This window comes from Escherichia marmotae (genome assembly GCF_002900365.1).
GTDB lineage: Bacteria > Pseudomonadota > Gammaproteobacteria > Enterobacterales > Enterobacteriaceae > Escherichia > Escherichia marmotae.
Genome location: NZ_CP025979.1, coordinates 1,111,864 through 1,130,769, shown reverse-complemented (window position 1 = coordinate 1,130,769; position 18,906 = coordinate 1,111,864). Strand labels below are relative to the sequence as shown.

The window sequence follows — 18,906 nt, the reverse complement described above, 5'->3', positions numbered from 1 at the left end:
ATTACTTTATTTTTCATCCCCTCCACACTTGATCGTTATCAATTCCCACGACGTTTCAGAGCGTTACCTTCATTTTAAACATTAGCAATGTCGATTTATCAGAGAGCCGACAGGCTCCCACAGGAGAAAACCGATGAGTAAATTCCTGGACCGGTTTCGCTACTTCAAACAGAAGGGTGAAACCTTTGCCGATGGGCATGGCCAGCTTCTCAATACCAACCGTGACTGGGAGGATGGATATCGCCAGCGTTGGCAGCATGACAAAATCGTCCGCTCTACCCACGGGGTAAACTGCACCGGCTCCTGTAGCTGGAAAATCTACGTTAAAAACGGTCTGGTGACCTGGGAAACCCAGCAGACTGACTATCCGCGTACCCGTCCGGATCTGCCAAACCATGAACCTCGCGGCTGCCCGCGCGGTGCCAGCTATTCCTGGTATCTCTATAGCGCCAACCGCCTGAAATACCCGATGATGCGCAAACGCCTGATGAAAATGTGGCGTGAAGCGAAAGCGCTGCATAGCGATCCGGTTGAGGCATGGGCTTCTATTATTGAAGACGCCGATAAGGCGAAAAGCTTTAAGCAAGCGCGTGGACGCGGTGGTTTTGTTCGTTCTTCCTGGCAGGAAGTGAACGAACTGATCGCCGCGTCTAACGTTTACACCATCAAAAACTACGGTCCGGACCGTGTTGCTGGTTTCTCGCCAATCCCGGCAATGTCGATGGTTTCTTACGCATCGGGTGCCCGCTATCTCTCCCTGATTGGCGGTACTTGCTTAAGCTTCTATGACTGGTACTGCGACCTGCCTCCAGCTTCTCCGCAAACCTGGGGTGAGCAGACTGACGTGCCGGAATCTGCTGACTGGTACAACTCCAGCTACATCATTGCCTGGGGTTCTAACGTTCCGCAGACCCGTACTCCAGATGCTCACTTCTTTACCGAAGTGCGTTACAAAGGCACCAAAACCGTTGCCGTAACGCCTGACTATGCTGAGATCGCTAAACTGTGCGACCTGTGGCTGGCACCGAAACAAGGCACCGATGCGGCGATGGCGCTGGCGATGGGCCACGTAATGCTGCGTGAGTTCCATCTTGATAACCCAAGTCAGTATTTCACCGACTATGTGCGTCGCTACACCGACATGCCGATGCTGGTGATGCTGGAAGAACGCGATGGTTATTACGCTGCGGGTCGTATGCTGCGTGCCGCTGATCTGGTTGACGCGCTGGGCCAGGAAAACAATCCTGAATGGAAAACCGTGGCCTTTAATACGCAAGGCGAAATGGTCGCGCCGAATGGTTCTATTGGCTTCCGCTGGGGCGAGAAGGGCAAATGGAATCTGGAGCAACGTGACGGCAAAACCGGCGAAGAAACCGAACTGCAACTTAGCCTGCTGGGTAGCCAGGATGAGATTGCTGAAGTGGGCTTCCCGTACTTTGGCGGCGACGGCACTGAACACTTTAACAAAGTGGAACTGGAAAACGTTCTGCTGCACAAACTGCCGGTGAAACGCCTGCAACTGGCTGATGGCAGCACCGCGCTGGTGACTACGGTTTATGACTTGACGCTGGCAAACTATGGCCTGGAACGTGGTCTGAACGACGTCAACTGCGCAACCAGCTATGACGATGTGAAAGCCTACACTCCGGCCTGGGCTGAGAAGATCACCGGTGTCTCACGTTCGCAAATTATCCGTATAGCCCGTGAATTTGCTGACAACGCTGATAAAACGCACGGTCGTTCGATGATTATCGTTGGTGCCGGTCTGAACCACTGGTATCACCTCGATATGAATTATCGTGGTCTGATCAACATGCTGATTTTCTGCGGTTGTGTCGGTCAGAGCGGCGGCGGCTGGGCACACTACGTAGGTCAGGAAAAACTGCGTCCGCAAACCGGCTGGCAGCCGTTGGCGTTTGCCCTTGACTGGCAGCGTCCGGCACGTCATATGAACAGTACCTCTTATTTCTATAACCACTCCAGCCAGTGGCGTTATGAAACCGTCACGGCGGAAGAGCTGCTGTCACCGCTGGCGGATAAATCCCGTTATACCGGCCACATGATCGACTTTAACGTGCGTGCTGAACGTATGGGCTGGCTGCCATCTGCTCCGCAGTTAGGCACTAACCCGCTGACCATCGCACGTGAAGCAGAAAAAGCCGGGATGAATCCGGTTGACTATACGGTGAAATCCCTGAAAGACGGTTCCATTCGTTTTGCTGCGGAGCAGCCGGAAAACGGCAAAAACCATCCGCGTAACCTGTTCATCTGGCGTTCTAACCTGCTGGGTTCTTCCGGTAAAGGTCACGAGTTTATGCTCAAGTACCTGCTGGGGACGGAACATGGTATCCAGGGCAAAGATCTGGGGCAGCAGGGCGGAGTGAAGCCGGAAGAAGTGGACTGGCAGGACAACGGTCTGGAAGGCAAGTTGGATCTGGTGGTGACGCTGGACTTCCGTCTGTCGAGCACCTGTCTCTACTCCGACATCATTTTGCCGACTGCAACCTGGTACGAAAAAGACGACATGAATACTTCGGATATGCATCCGTTTATTCACCCGCTGTCTGCGGCGGTCGATCCGGCCTGGGAAGCGAAAAGTGACTGGGAAATCTACAAAGCCATCGCGAAGAAATTCTCCGAAGTGTGCGTTGGTCATCTGGGTAAAGAAACCGACATCGTCACGCTGCCGATCCAGCACGATTCTGCCGCTGAACTGGCGCAGCCGCTGGATGTAAAAGACTGGAAAAAAGGCGAATGCGACCTGATCCCAGGTAAAACCGCACCGCACATTATGGTCGTAGAGCGCGATTATCCGGCAACTTACGAACGCTTTACCTCTATCGGTCCGCTGATGGAGAAAATCGGCAACGGTGGTAAAGGTATCGCCTGGAACACCCAGAGCGAGATGGATCTGCTGCGTAAGCTCAACTACACCAAAGCGGAAGGTCCGGCGAAAGGCCAGCCGATGCTCAACACGGCGATTGATGCGGCAGAAATGATCCTGACGCTGGCACCAGAAACCAACGGTCAGGTAGCCGTGAAAGCCTGGGCGGCACTGAGTGAGTTTACTGGTCGTGACCATACGCATCTGGCGCTGAATAAAGAAGACGAGAAGATCCGCTTCCGCGATATTCAGGCACAGCCGCGTAAAATTATCTCCAGCCCGACCTGGTCTGGTCTGGAAGATGAACACGTTTCTTACAACGCCGGTTACACCAACGTTCACGAGTTGATTCCGTGGCGCACGCTCTCTGGTCGTCAGCAGTTGTATCAGGATCATCAGTGGATGCGTGATTTCGGTGAAAGCCTGCTGGTCTATCGTCCGCCGATCGACACCCGTTCGGTGAAAGAAGTGATGGGGCAGAAATCCAACGGTAATCCGGAAAAAGCCCTCAACTTCCTGACGCCGCACCAGAAGTGGGGGATCCACTCCACTTACAGCGACAACCTGCTGATGCTGACCTTAGGTCGCGGTGGCCCGGTGGTCTGGCTGAGCGAAGCTGATGCGAAAGAGCTGGGTATTGCCGATAACGACTGGGTTGAAGTCTTCAACAGCAACGGTGCGCTAACTGCCCGTGCGGTTGTCAGCCAGCGTGTTCCGGCAGGGATGACCATGATGTACCACGCGCAGGAACGTATCGTTAACTTGCCTGGTTCAGAAATCACCCAACAGCGTGGGGGCATCCATAACTCGGTCACCCGTATTACGCCGAAACCGACGCATATGATCGGTGGCTATGCCCATCTGGCATACGGCTTTAACTACTACGGCACCGTAGGTTCTAACCGCGATGAGTTTGTTGTAGTGCGTAAGATGAAGAACATTGACTGGTTAGATGGCGAAGGCAATGACCAGGTACAGGAGAGCGTAAAATGAAAATTCGTTCACAAGTCGGCATGGTGCTGAATCTCGATAAGTGCATCGGCTGCCACACCTGTTCAGTTACCTGTAAAAACGTCTGGACCAGCCGCGAAGGCGTGGAGTACGCGTGGTTCAACAACGTTGAAACCAAGCCGGGTCAGGGTTTCCCGACCGACTGGGAAAACCAGGAAAAATATAAAGGCGGCTGGATCCGTAAAATCAACGGCAAACTGCAACCGCGCATGGGTAACCGCGCCATGTTGTTGGGTAAAATCTTCGCTAACCCGCATCTGCCGGGGATCGACGATTATTACGAGCCGTTCGATTTTGACTATCAGAACCTGCATACCGCGCCGGAAGGCAGCAAATCGCAGCCGATTGCTCGTCCGCGTTCGCTGATTACTGGCGAACGGATGGCGAAAATCGAAAAAGGGCCGAACTGGGAAGATGACCTGGGCGGCGAATTTGACAAACTGGCGAAAGACAAGAACTTCGACAACATCCAGAAGGCGATATATAGCCAGTTCGAAAACACCTTCATGATGTATCTGCCGCGCCTGTGCGAACACTGTCTGAACCCGGCATGTGTGGCGACCTGCCCGAGCGGTGCGATCTACAAGCGTGAAGAAGATGGCATCGTCCTGATCGATCAGGATAAATGCCGTGGCTGGCGTATGTGCATCACCGGATGCCCGTACAAAAAAATCTACTTCAACTGGAAGAGCGGTAAGTCTGAGAAATGCATTTTCTGTTATCCGCGTATTGAAGCGGGTCAGCCGACCGTGTGTTCAGAAACCTGCGTGGGTCGTATCCGTTATCTCGGCGTGCTGCTGTACGATGCGGACGCTATTGAACGTGCAGCCAGCACCGAGAACGAGAAAGATCTCTACCAGCGCCAACTGGAAGTGTTCCTCGATCCGAACGATCCGAAAGTCATTGAGCAGGCAATTAAGGACGGTATTCCGCTGAGTGTTATTGAAGCGGCACAGCAGTCGCCGGTTTATAAAATGGCGATGGAGTGGAAGCTGGCGCTGCCGCTGCATCCGGAATATCGCACGCTGCCGATGGTCTGGTACGTTCCGCCTCTGTCACCGATTCAGTCTGCGGCAGATGCGGGCGAACTGGGTAGCAACGGCATTCTGCCAGACGTTGAAAGTCTGCGTATCCCGGTTCAGTATCTGGCGAATCTGCTGACCGCCGGTGATACCCAACCGGTGCTGCTCGCGCTGAAACGTATGCTGGCAATGCGTCATTACAAACGAGCTGAAACCGTTGACGGTAAAGTCGATACCCGTGCGCTGGAAGAGGTCGGTCTGACCGAAGCTCAGGCGCAGGAGATGTACCGTTATCTGGCAATTGCTAACTATGAAGATCGCTTTGTGGTGCCGAGCAGCCATCGTGAACTGGCGCGGGAAGCTTTCCCGGAGAAAAATGGCTGCGGCTTTACCTTTGGTGACGGCTGCCACGGCTCAGATACGAAATTTAATCTGTTCAACAGCCGCCGTATCGATGCCATCGACGTGACCAGCAAAACGGAGCCGCATCCATGATCGAACTCGTGATTGTTTCGCGCCTCCTTGAATATCCGGATGCTGCCTTGTGGCAGCATCAACAAGAGATGTTTGAGGCTATTGCCGCGTCGGAAAACTTACAGAAAGAAGATGCCCATGCGCTGGGCATTTTCCTGCGTGATTTAACTGCGCTTGATCCGCTGGATGCGCAGGCGCAGTACAGCGAACTGTTTGACCGTGGTCGCGCCACATCGCTACTGCTGTTCGAACATGTTCATGGCGAATCCCGCGATCGTGGCCAGGCAATGGTTGACCTGTTGGCGCAGTACGAGCAGCACGGCTTGCAGCTAAATAGCCGTGAATTGCCGGATCATCTGCCGCTGTATCTGGAGTATCTGGCGCAGTTGCCGAAAAGCGAAGCGGTAGGGGGCTTGCAGGACATTGCGCCGATTCTGGCGTTGCTGAGTGCTCGTCTGCAACAGCGTGAGAGCCGCTACGCGGTGTTGTTTGATTTGCTGCTCAAACTGGCGAATACCGCTATCGACAGCGACAAAGTGGCGGAAAAAATTGCCGATGAAGCACGCGATGATACGCCGCAGGCGCTGGATGCCGTCTGGGAAGAAGAGCAGGTTAAGTTCTTTGCTGACAAAGGCTGCGGTGATTCGGCAATCACTGCCCATCAACGTCGCTTTGCGGGTGCCGTCGCGCCGCAATATCTGAATATCACCACCGGAGGACAGCACTAATGCAATTCCTGAATATGTTCTTCTTTGATATCTACCCGTACATTGCAGGGGCGGTCTTCCTGATTGGTAGCTGGCTGCGCTATGACTACGGGCAGTACACCTGGCGCGCGGCGTCCAGCCAGATGCTGGATCGCAAAGGGATGAACCTGGCGTCGAACCTGTTCCATATCGGGATTCTGGGGATTTTTGTCGGTCACTTCCTCGGTATGCTGACGCCGCACTGGGTTTACGAAGCGTGGCTGCCGATTGAAGTGAAACAGAAAATGGCGATGTTTGCTGGTGGTGCCAGCGGCGTGCTGTGCCTGATTGGTGGTGTGCTGTTACTGAAACGCCGTCTGTTCAGCCCGCGCGTGCGTGCAACCACTACCGGAGCAGACATCCTGATCCTGTCACTGTTAGTCATCCAGTGTGCGCTGGGTTTGCTGACCATTCCATTCTCCGCTCAGCATATGGACGGTAGTGAGATGATGAAACTGGTTGGTTGGGCGCAGTCAGTAGTGACCTTCCACGGTGGCGCTTCTCAACACCTCGACGGCGTGGCGTTTATTTTCCGTCTGCACCTGGTGCTGGGAATGACTTTATTCCTGCTGTTCCCGTTCTCGCGTTTGGTACACATCTGGAGCGTACCGGTAGAGTATTTGACGCGTAAGTATCAGTTGGTGCGCGCTCGCCACTAAGCCAGAAAAATAAGTCGTCTGGCGCAAAATGGCAAAGTGCCTGATGCGCTGCGCTTATCAGGCCTACGAGAATTCTGCAATATATGGAATTAGCTCATTTTTGTAGGCCTCACGCCGCATCCGGCATAACGCAGAGTACGTTGTCAGCCTGCTGAAATTGCCAGTTACACACTGTCAATTTTTTCGGATTGTAGGGAAACGTATCCCACCTCTATGATAGGTCCCCCTGGAGCAGTGAAGGAGCACTGACCGTGGATCGACCTAATCAACCGACGATCTCCGCGGCGTTAAAAATAATCGCCACGGGGATCGCCTTACCACCGAATAAAATCACTTCTCAACAACTGGATGTTCAGCTAAATAAACCTGCGGGCTATGTTGAGCGACGTTCCGGCATTTGCTGGCGTTATTTCGCCAGTAACGACGCCAGTCAGGCCGAACTGGCAGCAGAAGCTTTGCATAATGCGTTGTCGACTGCTGCGTTAAAACCGTGTGATATTGATCTGTTAATTTGTGCGTCAGCCGTTGCTGTACAGGCATTACCCTGTAGCGCAATTCATATTCTCAAAGCCGCAGCCATGCCAGCAGGCATTGCCGGGTTTGATATCAACAGCAGTTGCGTTAGCTTTATTTCTGCACTGGAAGTGGCTGCCGGATTATTAAACAGCGGAGCATACCGGCGGATCGCCATCGTTTCGGCGGATATCGCTTCACGCGGTATTGATTGGAACCATGAAGAATCGTCATTAATTTTTGGTGATGGTGCGGCGTGCGCGATTGTTGAGCGGGGCAATGGTCGCAGCGGGATTATTGCCAGCCTGATCGAAATGTACCCCGAAGGCAGCGAACTATGTGAAATACGCGCTGGCGGCACGCGGTGTAATCCACGCTCAGGCGTCAGTAACAGCGACTTTCTTTTTCATATGCAGGGGAAACCGCTGTTTCGTTTTGCCTCTTCGCTTATTGAAGATTATTTTTCGCGCTTACTGCAAAAAAGTGGCCTGCGACTGAGTGATATCGGCACGGTCGTTCCTCACCAGGCCAGTCATCTATCCCTTGAACATATGCGAAAACGGCTGCAAGTGCCTGGATCCGCGCTCGTCGATGTCTACCGTTTCTACGGCAATCAGGTGGCGGCCTCTATACCCACGGCGCTGCATGAAGCGGTGATTAGCGGTCGTTTCACTGCAGGTAGACCTGCGATGTTGATTGGCACGGCAGCAGGATTAACACTGGCTGGTCTGGTGCTTTTACCGTGAAGATCCTCGTGACGGGGGCAACCAGCGGCCTGGGGCGAAATGCTGTGCAATATTTGTTGCAATCGGATGTGTCGGTAGTGGCAACAGGGCGAAATCGCGAGGTAGGTAAAAATCTGACAAGCGCAGGCGCACAGTTTGTGGCTCTCGATTTAACCCTGGCAACTGAAGATGATTGCGCACGGCTGGTAGAAGGCTGCGATGCTGTCTGGCACTGTGCGGCGAAGTCTTCGCCCTGGGGCAACAAAACGGCATTCTGGCTCGCCAATGTCAAAGCGACCCACACTCTGGCACAGGCGGCAGGCAGGCTGAGGATCCCCCGGTTTATCCATATCTCTACGCCTGCGGTTTACTTTGATTTTCAACATCACTATGACTTGCAAGAAACCTATCTTGCGCGAGCATTCTCCAGCCATTACGCCCGCAGTAAATACGCCGCTGAGCAGGCTATTGCCAGGGCAGTAGCTCAATATCCTGCCACGAGGTTTATTCTTTTGCGTCCCCGTGGTTTGTTTGGCCCTCATGACCAGGTGATTGTTCCCCGTCTGATGCAGCAACTGCAACAGGGCGGCGGCTGCTTACGTTTGCCGCGGGGTGGTGAAGCGTTACTTGATCTCACTTTCGTGCAGAACGTGGTGTATGCCATGCAACTGGCAACGCAGGTTGCAGGCTTACGCTCGGGCAGTATTTACAACATCAGCAATCATCAGCCGCAGAAATTATCTGTAATGCTTGACGCCTTGCTGCACCAGCAATTGGGCTTGAGCTACCGAATTGCTGCCGTTCCCTGGCCATTGCTTTCTGTGGTTGCGCGAGGCCTGGAACTGTACGGGAAATGCGTTAATCAGGAACCTGTCATCACACGTTACAGCGCCGGAACACTCTGTTTTGATATGACGCTGAGTGCGCAAAAGGCCATTACAGAGCTGGGATATCACCCGCGCTTTTCGATGGAACAAGGTATTGCAATCACGGGACAATGGCTGAGGGAACATGGCAAAAATAACCGCATTTGAAACGGGCTGGTGTACACATATTGGCTGTATTGCGCTGAAAGGGGCAGGGCTGAAAGTGTGTAAATTCCCCGCCCGTGCGTGGCTGCTGGAAGCGGGTGAGAAACGCTGGCTGTGGGACACTGGCTATTCTTCGTGGTTTGCACATTACACGCAAGCCGGCGTATTTCGCTTTTATCGTCAGGTCACTCCGGTATATTTCGATCCGCAACAAGCGCTGGTACGGCAACTCTCCGCACAGGGACTGATGGCGAAAGATGTTGATACGATTATTCTGTCGCATTTTCACGCCGATCATATTGCTGGCCTGCGAGATTTCCCTAATGTCGCCTGCATCTGTTCTGGTGAAGGTTGGCGGCAGGTAAGAACTCTGCGTGGTGTCGCTGCGCTGCGCCAGGCCTTTGTGCCAGGGCTAATCCCGGAGAGTTTTGAGTCCTCACTCCGTTTTATTGAAAGTTTTGAAGCGGTAAGTTTGCCCGCACAACTGGCACCGTTTGAGCATGGTTACTTGCTACCAGAAAGCCGTGGTGAAGTCATTCTTGTACCAATGCCGGGCCATGCTGTCGGACACATTGGGGCGTTTGTTCTTACTGATGACGGCTGGATTTTACTGGCTGCCGATGCCGCGTGGGCACCTGCTAGTTATCGGGAACTGCGTGGACCGTCACCGCTGGCGCATCTGGTTATGTCTGACAGCCACGCCTACTACCGCACGCTTGGGCAATTACATCAGCTTTGGCAAAACGGCGCAGTGGATATTCGATTATGCCACGAGGGGGAACTATGATCCCGCTGACGTTGCTCTGGCGCTACTTTCGTACCCGCAGGCTGCATTTTACCGATCGTCAGGCGCTGGAAAACTGGCAGGCAAAAAGGTTGCATTTGTTCCGGCAAAATACCTTGTCTAAAAGTCTGTGGTTTCAGCGTTATCTGGCGTTGCCCTTTAACCAGTGGCCATTGATGGACAAAGCGTTAATGGTGACGCATTTCGATGAGATGAATACCGCAGGTTTAAAGCTCGATGAGCTTCTCGCCTGTGCGATGCGCAGTGAGCAGAGCCGTGATTTTAAACCCTGTGTTGGCAAGTTCAGCGTTGGACTTTCATCTGGCACATCGGGGCGTCGTGGGCTTTTTGTCGTTAGCCCACAGGAGCAGCAGATTTGGGCCGCAGGTGTGCTGGCAAAAGTGTTGCCCGATGGATTGTTTGCCAAAGAGCGAGTAGCACTGTTTCTGCGAGCAGATAACAACCTCTATCAAAGTGTGAATAATCGCTGGTTAAGCCTCGATTTTTACGATCTGTTAGCGCCATTCCAGGCGCAAACCAAACGGCTGGAACAACGTTCGCCTACGATCATTGTCGCACCAGTTCAGGTATTACGCGCACTCGCGCTGGCGGTCATTGCGGGAGATCTGACGCTGAAGGTCAAAAAAGTGGTTTCGGTGGCGGAAGTTCTGGAGCCGCAGGACAGGGAATTACTGCGCAGCGTGTTCAACAATGTGGGCGAAATTTATCAGGCGACAGAAGGGTTTCTCGCTTCTACCTGCCGTTGTGGCACGTTACATCTCAATGAAGAATTTATTCACGTTGAACCACAATGGCTGGATGAACGCCGTTTCGTACCGATCGTCACTGACTTTACTCGCACCACACAACCGGTGGTGCGTTATCGACTTGATGACGTGTTGGTGGCAAGCGAACAGCCATGCCCCTGTGGCAGCGCGACAATGGCGATTGCGCGTATCGAAGGGCGGCAGGATGATCAACTGCAACTGCCGACAAGATCTGGTGATGTTCAGACCGTTTTTGCCGATGCCTGTAGTCGTGTGCTGGCGATGACGTTGCCGCTAACAGCCGATTATCGACTGCTACAAACCGGAGCAGCACAGTTGACGTTATTAGCTGATTGCGAACTGCGGATGCTGGAGCATTGTCGGGAGGCGTTGAATGCCTTGTTTATGCGCCAGAATATCGCGGTAGAGCAACTGATATGGTCGCTGGAATCGCAAACTGTGCCCGTTGCTTTTACAGCCAAGCGGCGGCGGATTGTGCGTCAGTGGGGGCGGGAATGAGCAATCTGTTGCGACGCCTGAAACAGATGCTGTTTGGCTGGGGAACTGTTGGGGTTATCTACAACTTTAGCGATCGCCTGCAAGGTGAGGGATGTCAATTAACGCCTTCCGTGATTGATAATCTGATTCCATTTTCCCCTTCAGCCGTGTGGTTGTATCTCTCGTTTTTTCTTGTTGTACCGTTAGGCTATTTATCAACACCACTTTCCCACCTGCGCTGGCTGGCCCGGTCAATGCAACTTTCGGCACTGGCGGCTGGTGTGTTTTATCTTCTCTGGCCCACAACAATGCAATATCCCCCGTTTGTGCAGTCTGGGGTATCTGCGGGTGCACTAAACGGGCTGATAGCGATTGACTCAAGCCAGAACTGTTTCCCTTCTTTACACGCTGCGCTCACGCTGTTGACAGTATGGGCAATAGCCAAAAAGGGGAACCGTTGGCTGACGCTGATGAGCGTGGTTTGGGCGATAGCTATCGCCTTTTCAATTCTGCAATTACGCAGGCATTTATTTATTGATTTAGTCGGTGGCGTGATGTTGGCGTTGATTTGCGGTTGGATAGCTGCGTGGCTGGATATGCGCGACAGGCGAGAAAGGAATATGAATCATGAGTGACTTATTAACCCCTATTATCCTGATGATGTTATTTGTGTTAGTCGAAGCCGGAGTATTGCAAGTATCAGGACGACAGAAAATCGACTGGCTGGACGTTATTTTCAATATCAACTCCGGACATATGATGCTGTGGCTATTTCGCTGCCTGGAAGTGCTCTGCTATAGCCTGGTGGTCAATCACTTTAGCTTTGGGCTGTTTGATAATGCGCCCGTGATCCTGCTGTGGCTGTTTACTTTGCTGGTGTGGGATTTCGGTTTTTACTGGCTACATCGATGGCATCACGAGGTGCGCCCGCTGTGGGCGGTTCATGTAGTGCATCATCAGGGGGAACACTACAACCTGTCATTAGGTGTACGTAACTCGTGGTACTCCTCATTGACCTCAATTCCGTTTTTTATGCTGCTGGCGCTGCTTGGAGTACCACTAAGTGTCTTTCTGGCAGTTTCCATCGCGCATTACAGTTGGCAGTTTTTTAACCATAATGCGCTAACGCCGAAACTGGGTTGGCTGGAAAAGGTGCTGATCACGCCTTCTCACCATCGCATCCATCATTTGAATGAAAAACAATATGCCGATACCAATTACGGTGGCACCTTTTTGTTGTGGGATAAACTTTTTGGTTCGTATAGCGCCGGGCCGGATCATGGCAATGTTGCCTATGGCGTAAAAAATAGTCGATTATCCTGTAATCCGATGCGCGAAAGTAATCTGCCTTTTTTACGCTTAATGGGTTTTCACTCTGTTGGCAAAGCGATTGAACGCCGATACCAGAGTTCTCCGTGGGCTGTGGGTGCAGGGGTTATTCTGCTGTTTATGATGGTGCTGGGCTACATCCAGCAATATGGCTATGGCATTGAGTATATTACCAGTGAGCAGGCTGTATTATTCGTGTTACTGGTGGCAGGCTCAGTAGCTCTGGGGGGCATGGGCGATGGACAACGTTGGGGAATGATTTTGTGGTGCTCTGTGACGTTGTCACTGCTTTATTTTATTCTTTATATGTGTTCATGGAGCACTCTGGTCTGGAAGGGATTAGCTGGCGTTTTGCTGGCCCATTGTGTGTTATTCGTGAGTGGTGTGGGGCGTAAGTCGCTAAGGAAACACTATGAACCTGTTTAATCCCAACAGGTTAATCACTTTTCCTGCCGATGATCCGCACCTGGTAAAACAGTTGCAAAAGGGTACGAAAGCGTATCTGGCAAAATCAGGTGATCATCGATATGCCGACGGATGGGCATTCGCCAAAATGGTGACACTGATTATTGCTTGCCTATCCTGTTATTCACTGGCGTTGTCTCAAAGCCAGTGGGTGTTATATCTATTGTGGTATCTGGCGATGATATTTTGCGCCATGTTGTTAGCAGTCAATGTGGTGCATGACGCTTCGCACGATGCATTTTGGCGTGGTAAAAAGGCCAATGCCTGGCTTAATCGGATGGTTGCTTTTCCGATAGGGCTTGATCCTGACTGCTGGCGGGTGCGCCATGTACGCTTTCATCACGGTTTTACCAATATCGAATTTTACGATCCTGACACCGCAGAAAATGGCATTCTTCGCCAGACGCCATGGCAACGGTGGCGACCTTTTATGCGCCAGCAACATCGCTACTGGCCGCTGGTCGCGGCGCTAACCTTTCCCTGGTATATCTGGGTAGTGGACTGGCTCGATCGTGGAGGGTTCACGCCGGTAACGCCGCATCTGGCATTGCGTGGTTTTACTGGCTGGGGGTATTTTTTAGGCGGCAAACTGGCGCATTTCGCCATGTGCCTGCTGCTTCCTTTCTGGCTATTGTCCGATGTGTTTAGTTTTAGGGCTATTCTGCTGATTTATTTGCTCAGTCAAATGCTCGCTTCTCTGATCTTTGTCATGCTGATCATAGGAACACATTGGGCAAAGGGGAATACCCAATTGCCGCCAGAAGAGGGGAAAATAGCAGTGGGCAGGCTGGCTCATACTTTCGCTACAACCTTTGACTGGACGCCACAACCGGCATCGCTTGGCTATTGGTTGGGCGGGATTAATTTGCATCTTACCCATCATCTTTTTCCCCACTGGAATCATCGCCACTATCCGGCGTTAAGTCGCATTATTGCGGATATCGCAAAGCAGAAGGGGCTGGATTACCAGTTACTGACGTTATCGGATTTGTTGGGGCTACAGCAGCAATTTTTACGGCGAATGGGTGAGAAGCCTAAGAATTGAGATAAGAACTAAGTGATGGTGGTGGGGGAAGGATTCGAACCTTCGAAGTCGATGACGGCAGATTTACAGTCTGCTCCCTTTGGCCGCTCGGGAACCCCACCACGGGGTAATGCTTTTTACTGGCCTGCTCCCTCATTGGGAAGCGGGGCGCATCATATCAAATGACACGCCGCTGTAAAGTGTTACGTTGAGAAAAATGAACTAGTTGCGTAATTTTCATCCGTAACGGATTAAAGGCAACCAGTTCTTTTGGCTGGCGATTAAAGAATAATCGTCCGGTTACCGTAAACAAAAACGCGCTGGGCCAAAACCTGGTAAAGCGCGCGGCTTAATACATTTTTCTCGACATCACGACCTGCCCGCATCATATCTTCAGCAGTGTAAGTATGATCCACATGAATAACGTCCTGCATGATGATTGGACCTTCATCCAGATTGTCATTTACGTAGTGTGCTGTTGCACCAATAATCTTCACCCCGCGCTCATACGCCTGATGGTACGGGCGTGCGCCAATAAATGCCGGCAGGAATGAATGGTGAATATTGATAATCTTATTCGGAAAGCGCGCCACGAACTCCGGCGTTAATACACGCATATATTTCGCCAGCACCACGTAATCAGGCTGATAAGCATCAATAGCATCTGCCATCTTCTGATCGTGTTCGTTACGACTTAATCCTTCATGGCTGACCAGTTCAAACGGGATATCAAAACGCTCCACCAGTGAACGCAAAGTGTCGTGGTTGCCGATGACTGCCGCTATTTCCACATCCAGTCCGCCATAAGTGGCTTTCATCAGCAGATCGCCAAGGCAATGTGCTTCTTTAGTGACCAGAATGACTATCCGACGACGACCGGCGGGAGTGAGCTCACGCACAGAACCTTCCGGCAATGCGCTATCGAGATCCGCCAGCAGGGTGGAATCATTAAATATGCCTTCCAGCTCCGTGCGCATAAAAAAGCGCCCGGTGCGGTGATCAACAAATTCATTGTTCTGCACGATATTTAACTCGTGCTTGTAGCAAATATTAGTAATACGCGCGATCAGACCCTTTTGATCCGGGCAAATGGTACGCAAAACTTTTCGTTGGAGTGAATGCATTGCTGGAAAAACCTTGTTGAGAGTGTTTGCTTAACCGTACCGTCAACCATTATTGGCCGCAGCACTTTTTAAATTTTTTACCTGAACCACAAGGGCAGGGATCGTTGCGGCCAAACTGTGGACGTGTACCGTCAATATAGTACCACTGACCGTTTTCTTTCAAAAATCGCGAACGTTCAATTATCGCTCCTGTTTTACCCTGTTCGGTAAATCGAGCGACGAAACTAACATAACCTACGTCATCACCTTCATGGTATGAGCGCTCAAATACGGTCAGCCCCAACCATTCGGTATGCGCAAATCCGGCCATCAATTCGGTACGCAACGCTGCAGCGCCACAGGATGGATGCCAGGTCTTTATTAAATAATCTGCGTCTTGCATCACAAAAGCGCAGTAACGCGAACGCATGAGATGTTCAGGATCAGGTGCAACCTTTTCACCAGACACATAAGGGTGGCAACATAGGCTATACTCGACAGCACTACCACAGGGACAAAGCTCAGACACAAATAATCTCCCTGGAAACAATAACGGCGTATTAATCGCCTGCGTAGCACTATGTTAACCGAGCAGTAGCGATGTGGCTACGGCTGCATTCCAGGGGAAGCTTGCAGGAATAATGAGAAAGATAAAAATAGGGCTGGCGCTAGGATCCGGCGCGGCGCGAGGATGGTCGCATATTGGCGTCATTAACGCGCTAAAAGAAATGGGCATTGAAATAGATATCGTTGCAGGATGTTCAATCGGTTCGCTGGTGGGCGCAGCCTATGCATGTGATCGCCTGTCCGCGCTGGAAGAGTGGGTCACCTCTTTTAGCTACTGGGATGTTTTACGGCTGATGGATCTCTCCTGGCAGCGTGGCGGATTGCTGCGCGGTGAGCGTGTATTCAATCGGTATCGCGAAATTATGCCGGAAACAGAGATAGAAAATTGTTCACGCCGTTTCGCTGCGGTCGCCACAAATTTAAGTACGGGGCGAGAACTGTGGTTTACCGAAGGCGATCTCCATCTTGCTATTCGAGCATCATGCAGCATTCCCGGCCTGATGGCACCGGTCGCTCATAACGGCTATTGGCTGGTTGATGGCGCAGTTGTTAATCCGATTCCTATTTCCCTCACGCGTGCGATGGGCGCTGATATCGTAATAGCGGTTGATCTCCAGCACGATGCGCACTTGATGCAACAAGACCTTCTTTCATTCAATGTCAGTACTGAAAATGATGACACTGAAGATGCTTTACCGTGGCATGCACGGCTGAAAGAGCGGTTAAGCAGTTTTACTGCGCGCCGGGCTGTCACGGCACCGACAGCGACAGAAATTATGACTACCTCAATCCAGGTGCTGGAAAACCGCCTCAAACGAAACCGCATGGCTGGAGACCCGCCTGATATTCTGATTCAACCTTTATGTCCGCAGATATCTACCCTGGATTTTCATCGTGCCAACGCCGCGATTGCGGCAGGACAATTGGCGGTAGAAAAGAAAATGGATGAACTTTTACCGCTGGTTCGAACTAACGTTTTAATCTGATTTTTTATCTACACTTAAGTTAATTCTGACAGGCACTGATGGCAATAGCATGTCACTATTGAATAAAGCCAGTCAGGGGAGAGAACATGACGCAGCCATTGGTCGGAAAACAGATTCTCATAGTTGAAGATGAGCCAGTCTTTCGCTCGCTTCTGGATTCGTGGTTTTCCTCATTGGGAGCGACAACGGTACTGGCGGCTGATGGGGTGGATGCCCTTGAGCTACTGGGAGGTTTCACACCCGATCTGATGATATGTGATATTGCAATGCCAAGAATGAATGGCTTAAAACTGCTGGAGCATATCCGTAACCGGGGGGATCAAACTCCTGTCCTGGTGATTTCTGCTACGGAAAATATGGCAGATATTGCGAAAGCGTTACGCCTGGGGGTAGAAGATGTTTTGCTGAAACCGGTTAAAGATCTTAATCGCCTGCGTGAGATGGTTTTTGCTTGTCTTTATCCCAGCATGTTTAACTCCCGGGTTGAGGAAGAAGAAAGACTTTTTCGCGACTGGGATGCAATGGTGGATAATCCCACCGCTGCCGCGAAATTATTGCAAGAATTACAACCACCGGTTCAGCAGGAGATTTCCCATTGCCGGGTTAATTATCGCCAACTCGTAGCTGCTGATAAACCTGGTCTGGTACTTGATATTGCAGCACTATCGGAAAATGATCTGGCTTTTTATTGTCTTGATGTAACCCGAGCTGGACATAATGGCGTCCTTGCCGCTTTGTTATTACGTGCGCTGTTTAATGGCTTATTACAGGAACAGCTTGCGCACCAAAATCAACGTTTGCCAGAGTTAGGCGCGTTATTGAAGCAGGTAAACCATTTACTACGCCAGGCCAATTTGCCTAGTCAGTTTCCGCTATTAGTCGGCTATTATCATCGTGAATTGAAAAGTCTCATTCTGGTTTCCGCAGGCTTGAATGCGACGTTGAATGCGGGCGAACACCAGATTCAAATCAGTAATGGCGTTCCGTTAGGGACATTAGGTAATGCCTATTTGAATCAATTGAGTCAGCGATGTGATGCCTGGCAATGCCAAATTTGGGGAACCGGTGGAAGGCTGCGGTTGATGTTGTCTGCGGAATGAGCAAACGATAATTTTGGATAAAATTGCATTACCCGCTAATGTTGGCTGGTGGTACTATCGTCGCCATTCGTATAAGTAATTGTCTTAATTATGTTAACTCACATCCTTTTCGGAACCAGGCCTTGTCAGGGTACTGATATACTGGGATGTGATACAGAAATATGAACACGTTCAATACACGAACAGTCCAGGAGAATTTAAATGGCTGCCATTAACACGAAAGTCAAAAAAGCCGTTATCCCGGTAGCGGGATTAGGAACCAGGATGTTGCCGGCGACAAAAGCTATCCCGAAAGAGATGCTACCGCTTGTCGATAAGCCATTAATTCAATACGTCGTGAATGAATGTATTGCGGCTGGCATTACTGAAATTGTGCTGGTTACTCACTCATCTAAAAACTCTATTGAAAACCACTTTGATACCAGTTTTGAACTGGAAGCTATGCTGGAGAAACGTGTAAAACGCCAGTTGCTTGATGAAGTGCAGTCTATTTGTCCGCCGCACGTGACTATTATGCAAGTTCGTCAGGGGCTGGCGAAAGGTCTGGGGCACGCGGTATTGTGTGCTCACCCGGTCGTTGGTGATGAACCTGTGGCTGTTATTTTGCCAGACGTTATTCTGGATGAATACGAATCCGATTTGTCGCAGGATAACCTTGCAGAGATGATCCGCCGCTTTGATGGAACTGGTCATAGCCAGATCATGGTTGAACCTGTTGCTGATGTGACAGCATATGGTGTTGTGGATTGCAAAGGTGTGGAATTAGCGCCTGGTGAAAGTGTGCCGATGGTTGGTGTAGTAGAAAAACCGAAAGCAGATGTTGCACCATCTAATCTCGCTATTGTTGGTCGTTACGTACTTAGCGCTGATATTTGGCCGCTGCTGGCAAAAACTCCTCCGGGAGCAGGCGATGAAATTCAACTGACCGATGCTATTGATATGCTGATCGAGAAAGAAACGGTTGAAGCCTATCATATGAAAGGGAAGAGCCATGACTGTGGTAATAAATTAGGTTACATGCAGGCATTTGTCGAATACGGTATTCGTCACAATACACTGGGTACTGAATTTAAAGCCTGGCTTGAAGAAGAGATGGGCATTAAGAAGTAACATCTATAGCGATGTTTTCTACGGAACGGCATTGAGTTATCAATGCCGTTTTTTTATAGCTTATTCTTATTGGATAGTCTTAAAACGGACAATAAAAAATCCCGCCAA

General features: G+C 51.1%; 16 protein-coding genes and 1 tRNA gene. 14 read left to right on the top strand and 3 right to left on the bottom strand.

Translation table 11 applies throughout. From position 1 onward, the window contains the following. Nucleotides 1-133: 133 nt before the first annotated feature. The 11 genes from C1192_RS06000 to C1192_RS05950 all read left to right on the top strand — a co-directional run bounded on the left by C1192_RS06000 (nt 134) and on the right by C1192_RS05950 (nt 13,953). Entirely contained in the window at nt 134-3,877 is a 3,744-nt protein-coding gene (locus C1192_RS06000) for a nitrate reductase subunit alpha (protein ID WP_038354493.1), read from the top strand. Then, the gene (gene narH / locus C1192_RS05995; protein WP_038354492.1) at nt 3,874-5,412 is read left to right on the top strand and encodes a nitrate reductase subunit beta; all 1,539 of its coding nucleotides are present in this window, start codon (nt 3,874-3,876) and stop codon (nt 5,410-5,412) included. The genes C1192_RS06000 and narH overlap by 4 nt, the downstream gene beginning before the upstream one ends. Next, nucleotides 5,409-6,119: a nitrate reductase molybdenum cofactor assembly chaperone gene (narJ, locus tag C1192_RS05990; protein ID WP_000571675.1), complete on the top strand. Its 711-nt coding sequence runs from the start codon at nt 5,409-5,411 to the stop codon at nt 6,117-6,119. The genes narH and narJ overlap by 4 nt, the downstream gene beginning before the upstream one ends. Then, a complete protein-coding gene (gene narI / locus C1192_RS05985; protein WP_001160120.1) occupies nt 6,119-6,796 on the top strand; it encodes a respiratory nitrate reductase subunit gamma in 678 nt (225 codons plus the stop codon). The genes narJ and narI overlap by 1 nt, the downstream gene beginning before the upstream one ends. A 251-nt stretch (nt 6,797-7,047) precedes the next feature. After that, complete coding sequence (locus C1192_RS05980; RefSeq protein WP_052462991.1) at nt 7,048-8,055, top strand: 3-oxoacyl-[acyl-carrier-protein] synthase III C-terminal domain-containing protein; 1,008 nt, start codon at nt 7,048-7,050, stop codon at nt 8,053-8,055. Beyond that, nucleotides 8,052-9,068 carry an NAD-dependent epimerase/dehydratase family protein gene (locus C1192_RS05975; RefSeq protein WP_038354491.1) on the top strand — a complete coding sequence of 339 codons (1,017 nt, stop codon included), beginning with the start codon at nt 8,052-8,054 and terminating at the stop codon, nt 9,066-9,068. Before C1192_RS05980 ends, C1192_RS05975 begins: the two co-directional genes overlap by 4 nt. Beyond that, nucleotides 9,046-9,852 (top strand): MBL fold metallo-hydrolase, encoded by an 807-nt coding sequence (locus C1192_RS05970; protein WP_038354490.1) that lies wholly within the window; start codon nt 9,046-9,048, stop codon nt 9,850-9,852. The genes C1192_RS05975 and C1192_RS05970 overlap by 23 nt, the downstream gene beginning before the upstream one ends. Continuing rightward, nucleotides 9,849-11,135: a F390 synthetase-related protein gene (locus C1192_RS05965; protein WP_038354489.1), complete on the top strand. Its 1,287-nt coding sequence runs from the start codon at nt 9,849-9,851 to the stop codon at nt 11,133-11,135. Before C1192_RS05970 ends, C1192_RS05965 begins: the two co-directional genes overlap by 4 nt. Further along, nucleotides 11,132-11,749 (top strand): phosphatase PAP2 family protein, encoded by a 618-nt coding sequence (locus C1192_RS05960; protein WP_010375759.1) that lies wholly within the window; start codon nt 11,132-11,134, stop codon nt 11,747-11,749. The genes C1192_RS05965 and C1192_RS05960 overlap by 4 nt, the downstream gene beginning before the upstream one ends. Next, nucleotides 11,742-12,869 (top strand): sterol desaturase family protein, encoded by a 1,128-nt coding sequence (locus tag C1192_RS05955; RefSeq protein WP_016262057.1) that lies wholly within the window; start codon nt 11,742-11,744, stop codon nt 12,867-12,869. Before C1192_RS05960 ends, C1192_RS05955 begins: the two co-directional genes overlap by 8 nt. Continuing rightward, nucleotides 12,856-13,953: a fatty acid desaturase family protein gene (locus C1192_RS05950; protein WP_001516513.1), complete on the top strand. Its 1,098-nt coding sequence runs from the start codon at nt 12,856-12,858 to the stop codon at nt 13,951-13,953. Before C1192_RS05955 ends, C1192_RS05950 begins: the two co-directional genes overlap by 14 nt. Before the next feature lie 16 nt (nt 13,954-13,969). Here C1192_RS05950 and C1192_RS05945 read toward each other — a convergent pair. The 3 genes from C1192_RS05945 to C1192_RS05935 all read right to left on the bottom strand — a co-directional run bounded on the left by C1192_RS05945 (nt 13,970) and on the right by C1192_RS05935 (nt 15,564). Next, nucleotides 13,970-14,054: transfer RNA gene (locus C1192_RS05945), tRNA-Tyr, on the bottom strand. Between the two features lie 159 nt (nt 14,055-14,213). Then, nucleotides 14,214-15,056: a formyltetrahydrofolate deformylase gene (gene purU, locus C1192_RS05940; protein WP_000555861.1), complete on the bottom strand. Its 843-nt coding sequence runs from the start codon at nt 15,054-15,056 to the stop codon at nt 14,214-14,216. A 49-nt stretch (nt 15,057-15,105) separates the two neighbouring features. Then, nucleotides 15,106-15,564, bottom strand: coding sequence for a YchJ family protein (locus tag C1192_RS05935; RefSeq protein ID WP_001516512.1), 459 nt, complete (start codon nt 15,562-15,564; stop codon nt 15,106-15,108). A gap of 112 nt (nt 15,565-15,676) precedes the next feature. On the opposite strand from C1192_RS05935, the gene rssA reads away from it, so the two are divergent. The 3 genes from rssA to galU all read left to right on the top strand — a co-directional run bounded on the left by rssA (nt 15,677) and on the right by galU (nt 18,798). After that, nucleotides 15,677-16,588 (top strand): patatin-like phospholipase RssA, encoded by a 912-nt coding sequence (rssA, locus tag C1192_RS05930; RefSeq protein ID WP_024191887.1) that lies wholly within the window; start codon nt 15,677-15,679, stop codon nt 16,586-16,588. A gap of 86 nt (nt 16,589-16,674) precedes the next feature. Further along, complete coding sequence (gene rssB / locus C1192_RS05925) at nt 16,675-17,688, top strand: two-component system response regulator RssB (RefSeq protein WP_038354488.1); 1,014 nt, start codon at nt 16,675-16,677, stop codon at nt 17,686-17,688. Between the two features lie 201 nt (nt 17,689-17,889). Further along, nucleotides 17,890-18,798: a UTP--glucose-1-phosphate uridylyltransferase GalU gene (gene galU, locus C1192_RS05920; protein WP_000719000.1), complete on the top strand. Its 909-nt coding sequence runs from the start codon at nt 17,890-17,892 to the stop codon at nt 18,796-18,798. Nucleotides 18,799-18,906: the final 108 nt, after the last annotated feature.

Bases quoted from the DNA above. Each gene is read 5' to 3' on its own strand.
- narH (WP_038354492.1), top strand. From the start codon at position 3,874: ATGAAAATTCGTTCACAAGTCGGCATGGTGCTGAATCTCGATAAGTGC.
- C1192_RS05960 (WP_010375759.1), top strand. From the start codon at position 11,132: ATGAGCAATCTGTTGCGACGCCTGAAACAGATGCTGTTTGGCTGGGGA.
- galU (WP_000719000.1), top strand. From the start codon at position 17,890: ATGGCTGCCATTAACACGAAAGTCAAAAAAGCCGTTATCCCGGTAGCG.
- C1192_RS05965 (WP_038354489.1), top strand. From the start codon at position 9,849: ATGATCCCGCTGACGTTGCTCTGGCGCTACTTTCGTACCCGCAGGCTG.
- rssA (WP_024191887.1), top strand. From the start codon at position 15,677: ATGAGAAAGATAAAAATAGGGCTGGCGCTAGGATCCGGCGCGGCGCGA.
- C1192_RS06000 (WP_038354493.1), top strand. From the start codon at position 134: ATGAGTAAATTCCTGGACCGGTTTCGCTACTTCAAACAGAAGGGTGAA.
- narI (WP_001160120.1), top strand. From the start codon at position 6,119: ATGCAATTCCTGAATATGTTCTTCTTTGATATCTACCCGTACATTGCA.
- C1192_RS05950 (WP_001516513.1), top strand. From the start codon at position 12,856: ATGAACCTGTTTAATCCCAACAGGTTAATCACTTTTCCTGCCGATGAT.
- rssB (WP_038354488.1), top strand. From the start codon at position 16,675: ATGACGCAGCCATTGGTCGGAAAACAGATTCTCATAGTTGAAGATGAG.
- C1192_RS05955 (WP_016262057.1), top strand. From the start codon at position 11,742: ATGAGTGACTTATTAACCCCTATTATCCTGATGATGTTATTTGTGTTA.
- narJ (WP_000571675.1), top strand. From the start codon at position 5,409: ATGATCGAACTCGTGATTGTTTCGCGCCTCCTTGAATATCCGGATGCT.
- purU (WP_000555861.1), bottom strand. From the start codon at position 15,056: ATGCATTCACTCCAACGAAAAGTTTTGCGTACCATTTGCCCGGATCAA.
- C1192_RS05970 (WP_038354490.1), top strand. From the start codon at position 9,046: ATGGCAAAAATAACCGCATTTGAAACGGGCTGGTGTACACATATTGGC.